Consider the following 14,067-nt stretch of genomic DNA (forward strand, 5'->3'; position numbering starts at 1 on the left):
GATAAAAAGAAACGCCGGAGAAAACGAATTTTCCCCGGCGTCTCATGAATCAGCGCGTCAGACGCGCGGCAGGATTACCCCTTCTGCTCGATGAAGTAATACTGTCCGCCGATCTTGACCCTGGCGGTCCGCTTCAGACCAGTGGCATTGGCCGCCACCGTGATGGTGACCGCACCATCGCCCGTGCCGGAAGCAACGTCCAAGGTAACCCAGGTGGTCGTGGCGGCATCCACCACTTCAGCTTCCCAAGCGCCCGGGGTGAGGATGGTGACGTAGTAGACACCACCCGTCTTCGGCACCGGAGCGCCGGTGGAGTGGGCACTGAGGGTGGTGATCGGAGCCGGAGTGCCGTCATTCAGCACGTAGGCGAAACGACCACCGCCAACCGGGGCATAGTAGTGGCCCGCGATACGCTCCTGCTTCTGGATCGGCACCGCACGGGTCGGGATTTTGGCCTTGCTGAGACCACGGCTGACATCATCGATGCCATAGGTGGCGGTGGCGAGACCGGTCTTCTTGTCGTAGCGGCCACTGTAGGTGTAGAGGTTCACCCGCGGGATGGTGATCTGGCCGTTGGCAGCCCAGGTCGCAATGATGGAGTCACCGGAGGCGGCACCGTCGGCGAACTGAGCAACGACGTTGTTGGTGGTGGCCGGGAACGAAGTCAGACCGATGAGCACGGAGCTGGAGAAGCGGCTGCCTTCCAGGATGCGGCTCTGGTCGTAGCCGTTCTTGTAGGTATCCGTGCCGATGCCGGACAGGCGGATCATGCGAACGGCACCATCGAAGTCGCTCGCATTCGGAATGTCGCGGAACACCAGGTTGCCGGCCACCGCGATGCGGGCGTTGGTCGTCACGCTGGAGAACAGCGGAACGAGGTCACCGTTGTTGACCGTGCCGGACCAAGTGCCGGTCTGGTTGTCCGGAAGCATGACCTTCATGGTCACCTTGCCATCCGAGGTCACCGTGGTGGTGCCGATGAGGTCTCCGGTCGGTCCCGTCACGACGCCGGCATTGGCGGCGAAGGTGTAGGCACCGGCCAATCCCGTCGGATTGGTGCGGGAGTAGGCGGCGCGGCGCAGTTCGAAATACTGCTTGGCGGCGGACGGGGTCGTGAACGTGCCTTGGATCTGATACTTCAGACCGGCATCCTGAACGAACTGCATGTTCACTCCGGTGACACCCGGCAGGGTGGTCAATCCACTGGTGGAGATACCGTTGGCGTCAAAAGTACCACGCAGCGTGCCTTTGGTGCCGATACCTTGCTCGGTGCCGGTGTAGGCGCCCTTGTTGGTCACCTTGAGGGTCAGCGTGCCGATCGGCGTGCCGGTATTGTCAAAGACGAGACCGGTGTAGGAACCATTGACGGCCGGATCCGCGTAGTTTGTCGGAGAGCCCGGATTGCCGCCGAAGGACGGGACATTCGGGTCGGTGTGGTTCACCTTCACCTCAACGCCATCCGGCACACCATCACCATCGGAATCCGGATCGAGCGGATCGGTGGAGTAGGTCATGACTTCTTCGAAGTCGGTCAGGCCGTCACCATCGGTGTCCGCCAGATTCTTGTTGGTGCCGTAAGTGATGAGCTCCTGGTAGTCGGTCAGACCATCACCATCGGTATCGATGAAGAACGGATCATTGCCATCCAAAGGATCGGTGCCGAGCGTGACTTCCTGACCATCGGTGAGGGTGTCGTTGTCGGTATCGTTGTCGAGCGGGTTGGTCTTGCGATTACGGACTTCATCGTAGTCGCTCAGGCCGTCACCGTCGGTATCGACGACGTTCGGGTTGGTGCCGAGGACACCTTCCTCGGTGTTGTCAAGGCCGTCACCATCGGTATCCGGTCCGCGCAAGCGATAGGTGCGGAAACGCGCGATATTGCCGGACGGCTTTTCCGCGGTCGTGAAGGTCCAGCCGACATCATCCGGATCAAGGGTGATGTCCGTCGTATCGAGCACCACGCGGCCCGGGCCGTTGTTGGTGGTGGTCGGTCCCGGCAGGCCGTCGAGATAGATCTGGGTCGGGGTGATAACCAGAGCAACACGGCCGTAGTGCTTGATGCGCACCAGCGGATGGTTGCCGGCACCGTCCACAGGGGCGTGGGCGTTGTCCCAGAACACCGCTTCGGTGTCGGTCACGAACATCGGCTCGGCGAGGTTCGAGGCAGCCGGAAGAACGTTGTAGCCCTGGGCGTTCGAGTTGAGCCAAATGACGCTTTCACCCTTGATGATGACCGCGGAGCCAAGACCGGCGTTCGGGTTCGGGGTGACGCCATCGGGCTTCAGGGCCGGAGCCGGATTGATCGCCTTCACTTCGGCATTGCCCAGACCATTGACCGGCGGCTGGGCAGTGCGGACCAGAGTCGCACCGGAAGCACCGGACAGCTTGTAGGTGGTCACCGTGCCGTTCGGCAGCGGGGTGGTGGTGAAGGTGTAGAAGTACTGATCGTAACCCACACGCGTCACCTTCGGGAAGTTGAGCGGAGTCTGGGTGTTCGCGATACCAAGGCTGGTGGTCGCGGTCAGCAGGTTGGCGGAGTTGCGGGAAACTTCGAAGTACCCCGGAGCTTCGTTCGACGGAGAAGCCGCGAAGGTGCCGTCACCGTTGAGGTCCGCCGCATTGCGGTAATAGACGAGGCGGTTGTTGGTCAGGTAAAGCACCGAACCGAGGTCCGAAGGCTTGCCAACGTTGGTGGTGGACTGCGGCGTATCAACCTTCAGGAACAGGCCGTCCCCGTTCATCCACAGGAACTCAAGCTGGGTGAAGAAAGTGCTGGTATCGAGGCTGGCGTTGCGGAAAAGCGAAGCGCCATCGCTGCCCCAGCCAACGGCCGAAATATCCGGGCCGTTCTGGCTGTTCGAATACTGCAGGGAGTCCGCCAGCGTGTAACGGCTGACTTGGCTGAGACGCTGGGCGCCGCCCTGGAAGGTCACACGATAGGAACGAATGACGGCGTCGTCATAGATGTTGCGCGCCGGGTTGATCGTGTCCGTGCCGTTGTCGTTGCGCTCCGTGGTCACCAGCAACAGGTTGCCGGTGGTGGTGGTCAAGGAAGGCGTGTTCAGCACTTCCTTGCCTTCCAGAGCAATCGGCGTCTCGCTCACCGTGCCATCCACATTGACGGTGTAGAGGCTGACCTGAACCTTGGGCTTGTTGACGTAGAAATCGTAGTCCGCGAAGTGGTTTTTCCAGACGATCAGCTCGTTGTTGCTCACGTACAGGGGAGTCGCGAGCTCGGAGTTCGGGATCGTGCGGTAGTTGCCGACGGAATCCACCCAGATCAGCACGCCGGACGCATCCAGCACGCTGCTGGAACCATCGTCACCAAACTTGTTGAAATTGACGTTGTTACCGAAGGGCGTGAACGCACCGGAAATCGAAATGTCCTTGGTGCGCAGCAACTGCGGGTTGTTGTGTTGTGCCGATGCGATCGCTGTCAAGGACAAGAGCGTTCCAGACAGGGCACCGAAATGTAGGGCTTTTCGGGAAACCATGTGGAGACAACTAGCCGCAAGGTGGGGAGCCACAAGCAAAAAAGATCATGGTCGAAAAACCTGCGTAAATCCCGCGCTAACAAGGTTTGCAGCGCCTCCTCGGGAGGAAGATCCACTGTGCATGCTGCATCACCCGACTAACACTTCGTAATCACATTGTGATCGCTAAAGCCATTTCAGTATCAAGGCGAAACCGCGTTTCCTAACACCCCATTTTTCGCCTCTCAAGGCCCTGCAACTCCCCAAAAACGGCCACCCGCACACGCAATGGTGCATTTTGCAATTTAATTAAGTAATATTAAATAATATGCAGTTTTCGGCAAAAAACTCCGATTCCCACTCCTTTCTCCGGCCACAAAAAAACCGGCACCCTGAACGGGTGCCGGTTCGAAAGTCCTGAGAACTTGCCGCGCTGATCAAAGGGCGAACAATCGTTTTCTCACGGAGGAAGCGGAGGGCCGGTGAGGACGAACCGCATGCGATAGATTGCCGTGGGTGGCGCGCTGGCCTCAACAAGACGAACGGTCAGCGTGGGAGGAGTCAGGCCCAGAGTCGTAATCGACACAAGCTCACTCACCCAGGCACCGGTGCCGGTCTTGGTGGCGAGCTGTGTCCATACGACACCATCGTAGGAGCGCTCCAAGATATACTGGACATCATTCGGCGGAGTGATCGGCAGGGTGAAATCCGTCGTGCCAGCCTTGCCGGGAACGGCAACGAAATAGGGGGTCGCCGGAGTCACCGCGAATGGATCCCGGCCCAGGGCATGCTCGACCAGGTTGTTCTCGCTGTCTCCATCCGCATTGGCCGTCGGAGTCAGAGCCGAGAGCGGATAGAGGGTATTCTCCACCAAGTTGCGGTAAAACGGCGTATCCGCGATCTGCACCTCAAACTGTGGGGCGAGCAGGAAGTCCGTATCGTTCTTCTTCGAGTTGATCGCCTGGATGGCCAGCACGTTGCTGCCGTTCACCAGAGCGGATTTGAACGAAGTCAGGTCGATATCCAGCGGAGTGGCCACTTGGGCCGCGGTGCGCTTGATGGTGGTGGAGTTCCAAGCCGGAACGCCCGCCGGGGCATTGCGGCGGATGATCTCCGTGCCATTGAGATACATGATGAACCCGTCATCGAACTTCATCTTGAGGCGCATGGACGTCACATAGTCCACGGACCTGACAGTGAAGGGCACGCGCACGAACAGGTTGGAACCCTTGTTGTAAAGGGCGGTCCTGATGTCCGCTCCGCCGATGAGGTCGGTCTTGTAGAGGTTCCGGGTGTTGTAGCCCAAGGCGAGCTTGGTAGCAGTCCAGGCGGCATCGTTGAACGCGGGAAGCGTCCAGGTATTGCCGAGAGCACCATTGGTGGGCACCAGCATGCGGGCTGCGGAGGTGGACACCGCGGCTCCGATCTTGCGGACCGCCACATTGATCGGGAACTCACGATAGGTACGGACCTGGCCGTCGGTGGCCGTGAGCGAAACCTTGAAAGCTCCCGGAGTGGAGAAGGTGATCGGCGTGGTGACACCGGCGGGATTCTGAATCCGTGCGGCTCCCGAGGTCACATCCCAACGGATGAACGGAGTGATCGAGGTCGGCACGCCGTCATCGGATGCGGCTCCCGAAAGATTTCCGACGAAATCATAGAACTCGGTCGGAGATGTCACCGTGAGCACCGGACCCAGGTTGCTGAAGTTCCGGACATCATTCACACCTTCAACGGAAATCTGGACCGTATCCGTGCTGGAGAAACCGTTGGTGGTGACTTTCAGCTGGAGATTATAGATGCCGTTCCGGCTGAAGGCAGCACGGGTGTTCAGAGCCGCGGGCGCGGAGAAGGTGGTGGTACCACTCGGGGGCCCGGAAAGCTGGGACCACTGGATGATCGTAGTGGCATTCTGACCAGGGGCGGCGGCGGCGAGATAAACGCCATGACCCTCGCGCACGCTCACACCGTCCACTGTCGGCTCGGTGATCGCAACCGCACCGGAGCCAAGCCCGGGAATCACGCCGCTGATGGCGTAGGTACCAATGGAGCCATACTTGCTGTAGCCGCCGGTATCGAAGGTGCCTTCCGCGGCTCCTTCGACAGACAGGCGGTAGGTTCCCGCCGGGAGGACCTGGCTGACGCTTGCGGTCATCGCTCCTGCTGGATTGCTGGCCAATAGCACGGTGCCATTGGCATCGTAAAGAGTCGCCGAGATGTTGAGGTCCGTGGCGTTGGGATTGATGGCGGCGGGCGACTTCAGGTTGATCTGGCAGTTGCCGCCGGTGGTGCTGAACGTGAAGTAATCGATGTCCGTATTGGTCGCGATCAATCCATTGACGGCCAGCGCTCCCGATGAGTTTTTGGTGAGCGTGGAAGCTGTCGCCGGAGTATTGCCATACTCGTCGGTCATATAGCCAATGCCATTGACAGCACCGGAAATGATCGCGAGGTCATCCTCGAAGTTCGTGGCTCCGGTGTAATCGCCATTGGAAAATTGGACGATCGGGATGCCATAGGGGGCACCCATGATCGGCCCCCAGGCTCCATTGCCGGTACCGTAGTACTCGGCGGTGCCGAGACCGTCATGCAGCAGGCCGAAGGTGTGGCCCACCTCATGGCTGGCAGCCAAAGCCGAACCGTAGACGCTTCCGGTTCCAGTGGTGTAAACCCAGCAGGGATCACCGGAGCCATCCGACCACGAACCAAGCAAAGCAATACCGCCGGTTCCAAGCAAGAACGACAGCGGGGACGGGGTCAGGATCACACGCATGCGGCGGGTGGACGGCGCGGCGTTGAAGACAGCTTCATCGGTCGTGACCGTGACATTGAACGGTGCGTAGTCCTCCGCCACCACTTGACAAATCGAGGTCATTTCCGCCTCGGTGTAGGTGGGTGCGAGGGCGTTGATCGTCGGTTCCAAGGCGCTGTTCCAGCGGGAGCCGGTCACCACCTGGCCATCGAAGTCGAGATAGATGCATCCCCTGGCACCCGGCCGGCTGTTGAACTTGGGAGGATCCACCGCCTGGGGACCACCTGAAGCGGCGGCAGTGCCGGCACTGGCGGTCGGAGCGGGAGGCATGCCCTTGGCAATGTGCGCGTCGCCATGCTCGTCTTCATCAATCGCCGAGCAAAAAAGCTCGGTCTGAGCCATGCGCTTGAAAACCGGGGCGGACACGGTGCCATTCCAGCGGTAGGACGAAAGAGAGTCCTTGGGAACGAGATCCGCGAAAAGGGAGCCGTTCTTCTCGACACGCACATGAAGCGTGGAGCCATCCTGACCGAAATCAATACCCACCACGGTGCCGCCAGCGGGGCTGGGGCTGCTCATGAACACCTTGCCGGACATGGGCTTGCCATTGCCGAGATCAAGGGAAACTTCATCCCCAACCTTTTTGTCGAGGAAAGCGGCAGGATTCTGACCCTTCCAGGCAACGCCCTCCCACAGGGCGGCCTTATCAGCCACGCGCAGCCGGGACATCACCGCGTCCGGCTTGCTATCGTCATCACGGGAAGCGCGGGAATTGTGCTGGGAGCGGACATCGGCTCTCGGAGCGGCTGCCTTTCCTTCACCCTGGGAGGAAGCATTCTGCCGCCCTTGGTGAACAAAAAGTGCCGAAACCGCGAGTCCGGCCAACACGGCTGGCAACAGGATTTTTGAGAAACGGGGTTTCATTGTTCGAAGTGGAGATTAGAAACCGCATCGTTGGTGGCAAGCCACAAACCAACGCGGATATGAAATGAAGGCCTAACACTGCAATTTACAGCGTGGGAGGCACCTTCAGAGGGAGGTATCCGGGCTCAACGCAATCCCCGGAGGAGGAGTTCCGCGTTGCTCTTGGTGGCCCGCAGATTCGCCATCAGGGTCTCGATGGCATCCCCCACCGGCAACTGGGCGAGCTGGCGCCGGATATCGAGAACCCGGGCAAACTCTTCCGGATGATAGAGGCGGTCGTCATTGCGGGTTCCGGACTGGGGAATGTGGATGGCGGGGAAAACACGGCGCTCCGCGAGCTCCCGGTCCAGTTTCACCTCCATGTTGCCGGTTCCCTTGAATTCCTCGAAGATCACATCGTCCATGCGGCTTTCCGTCTCCACCAGAGCGGTGGCAAGAATCGTCAGGCTGCCGCCTTCCTCGACATTGCGCGCCGTGCCGAAGAATTTCCGGGATTTCTGCAGCGCTACCGGACTGATACCGCCGGAGCCGATGGGACCACCCTGCATGGAGGAATTGTGGCCGCGGGCGAGGCGCGTGAGGCTGTCCAGCAGGAGGATCACATCCTTGCCAGCCTCCACCAGACGCTTGGCGCGCTCAATCACCAGATCAGCGACCTGGGCGTGGCGCTTGGCGGGCTCATCAAAGGTGGAGGCGAAAACCTCCGCGCCCACGGTTTCCTCGAAATCGGTCACTTCCTCCGGACGCTCGTCGAGCAGGAGGATGATGAGGACGGCCTCCGGGTGATTCTTCCGGATCGCTTTGGCGATCTGCTTGAGAAGGATGGTCTTGCCACCACGGGGCGGGGCAACGATCAAACCACGCTGGCCCTTGCCCAGTGGAGCGATGAGGTCCAGCACCCGGACGCTGAGGAATTCCGGCCCTTCCCCTTCCAAGAGAATGCGGCGGTCCGGAAACAGCGGGGTCAGCTTTTCAAAATCCTTCGGCACCTGATACCCGGCCGCCGGGATGCCCTCGATGGCCACGGCTTCGTAGCCGGAGAGATATTTGTCACGCTCACGGGGCGCGCGCACCTTCACTCTCACGCGCTGGCCGATCCGCAGGCCCAGATCCCGCACCATGTTGCCGTGCAGGTGGAGATCGTCCTGCGAGGGACGGAAACTGCGGGCGGGATCACGGAGCATCGCGTAGTTGTCCTTGGTCTGCTCGAGGATTCCCTCCCCGACCAGTTCGACACCTTCCCGACCATAGAAGCCGAGCAACTCGAACACGAGCTGGCTCTTCGACAGCCCCGCCTGGATCCTCACCGGAATGGCATCGGCCATCGCCTGAAGATCGGCGAGCGGTTTCTGCCGGAAGACATTGATGTCGATCAAGGCCGGCAGCACCGGCGCGGCAACCACCACGGCGGGTTCGCTTTCAGGAGCGCCCGCAGCTTCCGCGGCGGATTCGGGATCATTCGGAATCATCATGGGATGGAGAGGGAGAAGCGGCGGATCTGGGACCGGAGGACTTCCGGCGGGCCTTCATTCCAGAAGACGATGTCCGCACGACGCATTTTTTCTTCGATCGGCAGTTGCGCCGCGAGGATGGCTTCCATGAGAGCATCGTCAAAGCCGTTGCGTGCTTTCAGCCGGAGGATCTGGGTTGCGCGCGTCACCGCAACCAGCAGCGAGCGTTCCTGACCGAAATCAAAGCCCTTTTCAAAGAGCAGCGGAACGTCCGCGACGAAAAGCACCTGCCCCTCTTTAGCCGCCGCGGCGCGGGACGCAAGACATTCCTCGCGCACCCGGGGATGCAGCACCCCCTCCAGAGCCAGGCGCGCGGCCGGATCGGCAAATACCCGCTGCCGCAGGAAAGCGCGATCCACGCACCCCTCCACATCCACCGCATCGTCTCCGAAAAGCCCCCTCACCTCCGCGGCGACTCCGGCATCGGCAGCCAGCAGCCCACGCACACTGGCATCACAATCGAAGATCCGGGCACCCGGCATTTCCTCCTCCAGCAGGCGGCAGAACGTGGACTTGCCAGTGGCAATCCCTCCGGTGAGGGCGAATGTGCGCATGCGGCAATCTCGCGGCAGACCCCGCGCCCTGCCAAGCGCCATCTGCCACGCCCACCAACAACCATCAGCCAAAAAAACGGGCGGGAGTTTCCTCCCGCCCGTTGGAATCAAACTGGTCTTGCCAACCGATCAGGGAGCGGGAGCAATCGCCGGCAGCACGCCAGGTCCCGGCACGTCACCACCGGTCGAAATCGGCGAGGCCAAGGGAGTCGCGGCAGTTTTGCCGGATTCCGGACCACGGATCGGGCGACCGGTCGCATCGATGATCTCCGCGGTCACGAAGATGATCAGGTTGCTCTTGATCCGGTTTTCCGACTTCGACTGGAACAGGCGGCCGATGTATGGGATGTCTCCGAGGATCGGCACCTTGTCTTCGACATTCTGCACGTCTTCGCGCATCAGGCCACCAACGGCGACGGTGTAGCCGTCATAGATGGTGAGCGAGGTATTGACGCGGCGGCTGGAGAAGACCGGCATCTCAATGCGGTTTTCCGTGATGGTCACCGTGCGCGGATTGCCGAGGGCATCCGAGGACGGGGACTGGATCGGGCTGCCGTAGTTGATGAAGCCTTCGAACTCGACGATTTCCGGCACAAAGCGCAGGTCGATCGTGAAGTCGTTGTCGGCGATGTTCGGCTCGATCTCCAGCGTGACACCGGTGTTACGGGTCTGGAACGCGGTCGGCGTCGCCGGAGTGACCGGGAAGAGACCGACGGAGGAAGAACCAAGACCAGGCCCAAGCGGGTTGCTGATCGAAGAAGTGCCGACGGAGTTCGGAAGTTCCGGGGGCTCGTATTCGGTCGGGTAGATAAACTCGCGGATGATCTCGATCGTCGCCTTCTGGCCGGGGCGGGCCATCACGCTCGGAGCGGTCATCAGGTCGGTGCCCTTCTTCTGGGACAGACCGCGCATGATCATCTGGACCTGGTTGTTGTCGAACAAACCGGTGAGCGCGAGGATGCCAGGAGCCGGGTTGGCGGACTGGGCGGTGCGGTTCGGATTGTTGAGGACCGAGTCGATATTGTTGCGGGTGATCGCACCATCACCGGAGCGGAGGCCGCCGGTCACGATGTTGTTCACATTGGTGCCGGTTGCGGTCGGAACACCACCAATGGGCACGCCATCCACCGGGCTGAGGAAGTCGGTGTTGGTGCGAGCCATGCCATTGCCGATGGTACCACCGCCGAGGAAGGTTTCCGCGCCGAGGCCGAATGGGGAAACGATCCAGTCGAAGCCGAGCTCGTCCGTATTCTCCTGGGAGATTTCGACGAACTTGGTGGTGATCTTGACCTGCTTCGGCGTCTTGGTGCCCATGGCCTCGACAAGCTGGTCGATCTTGTCGAGCTCGGTCGGGGTATTGGTCACCAGCAGCATGCTGCCGCTGAGAGTGGCGGAACTGCCTTCCGGGAAGACCACGCCGGCCTTCTTCAGCAGATCGGAGATCGGCGGACGGGCCGTGAGCTTGTTACCGGACTCCGTGGCACCGGAGGAAGCGGCGAACGGATCGGCCGGAGCCGCGGCGGCACCTTCGCCCGCGCTGCCTTCCAACATCGCGCCGAACGCCGGCGGGACGCGGAACTGGCGGGTAAAGAGGTCTTCACCGGTTTCGGTCTGAGGCACCAGGGTGACCGCGTATTCGTCCACCTTGTAACGGAGGCGGGCCTGATCGCAGATGTACTTCAGGGCGACCTGCAGCGGCACGTTGGTCAGGCGCAGAGCCTTGATGCGGGCGGCACCGGGCTCGTTGTTGATACCGAGGCCGGCGGAGTCACCAGCAGCGGCGGCACCCGGGGTCGCATTCGGAGTATTGGGGCGGCGCACGACGAAGTTCACACCCCTCTTGGCGGGGTCCACTTCGAGGTTGTCCAACTCATAGGCGCGGCGGCGGAGATACTCGACGGCTTCTTCCACCGTGGTGTCCTCGAAAGCGATCGAAGGCACGATGATGGAGCGGAGCTTGTTGGTGATGTAGCTGGTACCGGTGGCACGATTCGCCTCCTGATCGACCGGGATCGGCGGAGCTTCGGCAGGCACGGAGAGCTCCCACGCGCGATCAACCTGCATGAGCAGTTCGGCACGGGTCTGGTCGTAGGCGGCGCGGTAGTAATCGGACTTCGCACCGGCGACTTTCTCCATGTAACGGCGCGCGGCGCTGTTGTACGGGTCAACGCGCAGCACGTCCTCGAAGTGGCGCTTGGCCTCATCGAACTTGCCGAGGTTGTAGGCACCCTCACCCAGATAGAGGCCCTTGCGGACTTTTTCGACGTTCTGGGTGTGCTCGTAAGTCAGAGCCGGATTGGTGCGGATCGGATCGTTGAGATAGCCGAGCTCACGCTTCGCATCAAGATTCTCAGGATCCACATCGGCCTTGAGAACGTCATTGAGGAGCTGCTTCGCCTCATCGTACTTGCCGACCTTGCGGTAGTACTGGGCCAGAGCCACGCTGCCATCGATGTAATGCTTCGTGTAGGAATCCTTGCGGTCAGCCAACACGGGTGCATCGGGAAGACGGTCGAGGGCTTTGCGATACTTGTCGACTGCCTGCTGGTAGTCGCCCTTGGCGTAGGCTTCGCGGCCTTCGAGGAGCAAGCGGTCGGCATCCGCGACTGCTTCCTGGCGACGGATCATCTCGCGCTGGGCGAGACCACCACCGCCGTATCCATCGCCCGCATAGGCGACCGACACCACGGCTGGCGTGGCGGCGGCGACAGCCATCAGGGCGACGGCGGTACGACTGTTTCGATACAATGGCGTTTTTTGCATGGTTGGCTGACGTTTCTTGCCGGTGTTCACGGGGTTTGGAAAGCGATTTTTTCCGAAAGAATCAGGCTATCAGCCCTTCGGAATCGCGAGGGTTTTGGTTTCTCCGGACGGAGTCGTGTATTCGACTTCGATCCCTTCGGGGGTGACTTTCTTGAGAAGGTATTCCTTTTTGGCGGCGGTGGAAGGCAGGGCGAAGCGGGTGTTCTCCTCCACCTTGAACTCGGTGCCATTCTGGCCGATCGCCTCCAAGGTCATGACCGCGGTGCGGTCATACTGGAAGAACTCCTTCTTGCGGCCGTCCGGGATGTTGTTGGGGATGCGGTAGGTCACACCCTTCTTGTTTTCACGCAGGTCCTCGATGGTGAGATAGGTCCGCTCCTCTTCGGAGTGGGTGCTGTTGTTCATCTCCTTCACCTTTTCACTGCCGGCGAGCTTGAAGCGGTTCGTCATGAGGCCCTTCGTGAAGAACTTGTCGCCGGTATTGACGGGGTCCACGGCACCGGCCTTGTTCTCACCCTTCTTGCCGTCCTTCAGCTCGAAGTACTGCATGGTGAACTGGCCGGGAGCCAGTTCCATGCCGGGAGCGAGGAGCCACTGGAGCGACTCATCCCGGACATACTTCAACTTGGCAGCCAGAATCGGATGTGAAGCGGGATCGTTCGGGTTCGAGCTGGCCGCGAATTCCTCCTGGTTGCTGAAGCCATCGTTGTCCGCATCGCGCTGCGGCGAATCCGCGAAACCGGGATCGAGGCGGTTCTCGATCCACCACTTGTTCGGGATGCCGGCATGGATCTCCGCTCCTTTGACGGGATCGACGGGCTTGTCGAGCTCGCCCTTGCGAAGGAACAGCGGGATGCCCACGAAGAGGTCCACCGGGCGGTCGTCGAAGATGGTCGGGACCCACACGCGCTTCTGGCCGAGGGAACTGATGGCCGCCGGAATTTTCTCGGCACCATCGACCGCGGTGTTCTTGTTGCCGCCGCCTTTGGTCGAGACATTGAAGTCTTCATCCACCGCGCCGATCTTGGACCAGCCGAGGAAGGCCAGGCCGCCTGCCACGACAATGGCGGCGCCGATGGAGGCTTTTTCGTAATTTTGGGAAATCCAGGACATGGATCTGTGAAATGGGTTTGATCAGAGTTTCGAAGTATCTTTGGCAGCGAGGAACCGCATCAGGTCCACGCGCACGAATACCGTGACATTCTCCTGGCCGAGGACCTGCTGGAGAATCTTGCTGGTATCGGCCTTGGGTTTCTTGGCGTCTCCGGCGGGAGCGGCGCCTTCCCCCAGATCGAATCCCGCGAAGGGGTTGGCAGCGGCACCGGCACCGGCGGCCTTCGGCGTCTCGAACTTGGCATCCGCGGGAACCGGGCCCACCTGCTTCTCGTTCTCCACGCGGATGGTACGAATCACATAGTAGTTGTCCGGCGAGGCCGAGAGGGCGGTGAAGAAGTCGCGCACGGACTTCTCGCCGCCACGGAAGGTGATCTCGAAGGACAACGGCCGGACGGCCGCATCCTTGTCAGAGAAGACACCGCCCGCTTCTTCCGCCAGCGCCTGGCGGTGGACGTTCACCAGTTCCTGCGGAGCGGCCTTGGCAAGAGCCATGAACACTTCGGTAAGAGCACCGAGCTCATAGTTGAGAATACCGGTGGCGCTCTCCGGAGCGAGGGTGCTCTTGTAGTTCTCGAAGCCGACGAAGAACGACTCGGGAAGCGTGGCCTTCGAAGCGGCGAAGGCCTCATGAACTTTGTCCGAGGAAGCCTTCACGTTGTTGGTGAAGTCCTGCGGGCTGATGTTCTTCACCTCGGCCGGGCGGAACTTGTTGAAGGACTCCTGCAGCTTGCCGAGCTCCTCCTTGTATTCCTTGATCGCCACGTCCTTGCCACGGGCGTTCTCCTTGGCCGGATAGAGCGTGAGCTTTTCAGCAGCCGCGACCGCACTGGCATCCTCCGTGTAAGAGTCCTGCGCCTTCTGATATTTGCCGGAGAAATGGGAGCCCAGGAAAAGAAGGGCTCCAGCTCCGACGATGGTGACACCACCGAGGCCGGCGACAAATGGGTTTTCCTTGATCCAACTCATGGAATGCG

7 protein-coding genes are annotated in these 14,067 nt (G+C 60.9%); all 7 read right to left on the reverse strand.

Annotated features, from left to right (window positions below; all coding sequences use genetic code 11):
* Window positions 1–74: 74 nt before the first annotated feature.
* The 7 genes from KBB96_RS12145 to KBB96_RS12175 all read right to left on the reverse strand — a co-directional run bounded on the left by KBB96_RS12145 (window position 75) and on the right by KBB96_RS12175 (window position 14,059).
* Window positions 75–3,440 carry a BACON domain-containing protein gene (locus tag KBB96_RS12145; protein WP_211629712.1) on the reverse strand — a complete coding sequence of 1,122 codons (3,366 nt, stop codon included), beginning with the start codon at window positions 3,438–3,440 and terminating at the stop codon, window positions 75–77.
* 493 nt (window positions 3,441–3,933) lie between these two features.
* A complete protein-coding gene (locus tag KBB96_RS12150; protein ID WP_211629713.1) occupies window positions 3,934–7,149 on the reverse strand; it encodes a zinc metalloprotease in 3,216 nt (1,071 codons plus the stop codon).
* Window positions 7,150–7,274: 125 nt separating this feature from the next.
* Window positions 7,275–8,621, reverse strand: coding sequence for a transcription termination factor Rho (rho, locus tag KBB96_RS12155; protein ID WP_211629714.1), 1,347 nt, complete (start codon window positions 8,619–8,621; stop codon window positions 7,275–7,277).
* Window positions 8,618–9,214: a dephospho-CoA kinase gene (gene coaE, locus KBB96_RS12160; protein ID WP_211629715.1), complete on the reverse strand. Its 597-nt coding sequence runs from the start codon at window positions 9,212–9,214 to the stop codon at window positions 8,618–8,620. Before coaE ends, rho begins: the two co-directional genes overlap by 4 nt.
* A 129-nt stretch (window positions 9,215–9,343) precedes the next feature.
* Window positions 9,344–11,977 (reverse strand): Amuc_1098 family type IV pilus outer membrane protein, encoded by a 2,634-nt coding sequence (locus KBB96_RS12165; RefSeq protein ID WP_211629716.1) that lies wholly within the window; start codon window positions 11,975–11,977, stop codon window positions 9,344–9,346.
* A 69-nt stretch (window positions 11,978–12,046) separates the two neighbouring features.
* On the reverse strand, window positions 12,047–13,090 hold the full coding sequence (locus tag KBB96_RS12170) for an Amuc_1099 family pilus-like system protein (RefSeq protein WP_211629717.1): 1,044 nt from the start codon (window positions 13,088–13,090) through the stop codon (window positions 12,047–12,049).
* Window positions 13,091–13,111: 21 nt separating this feature from the next.
* On the reverse strand, window positions 13,112–14,059 hold the full coding sequence (locus tag KBB96_RS12175; protein WP_211629718.1) for an Amuc_1100 family pilus-like protein: 948 nt from the start codon (window positions 14,057–14,059) through the stop codon (window positions 13,112–13,114).
* Between the last annotated feature and the right edge of the window lie 8 nt (window positions 14,060–14,067).

The organism is Luteolibacter ambystomatis (assembly GCF_018137965.1).
Classification (GTDB): Bacteria; Verrucomicrobiota; Verrucomicrobiia; order Verrucomicrobiales; family Akkermansiaceae; genus Luteolibacter; species Luteolibacter ambystomatis.

What these genes read in the sequence shown, in the direction of transcription:
- KBB96_RS12175 (WP_211629718.1), bottom strand. Translation starts at nt 14,059, where the DNA reads ATGAGTTGGATCAAGGAAAACCCATTTGTCGCCGGCCTCGGTGGTGTC.
- KBB96_RS12165 (WP_211629716.1), bottom strand. Translation starts at nt 11,977, where the DNA reads ATGCAAAAAACGCCATTGTATCGAAACAGTCGTACCGCCGTCGCCCTG.
- KBB96_RS12170 (WP_211629717.1), bottom strand. Translation starts at nt 13,090, where the DNA reads ATGTCCTGGATTTCCCAAAATTACGAAAAAGCCTCCATCGGCGCCGCC.
- KBB96_RS12150 (WP_211629713.1), bottom strand. Translation starts at nt 7,149, where the DNA reads ATGAAACCCCGTTTCTCAAAAATCCTGTTGCCAGCCGTGTTGGCCGGA.
- coaE (WP_211629715.1), bottom strand. Translation starts at nt 9,214, where the DNA reads ATGCGCACATTCGCCCTCACCGGAGGGATTGCCACTGGCAAGTCCACG.
- rho (WP_211629714.1), bottom strand. Translation starts at nt 8,621, where the DNA reads ATGATGATTCCGAATGATCCCGAATCCGCCGCGGAAGCTGCGGGCGCT.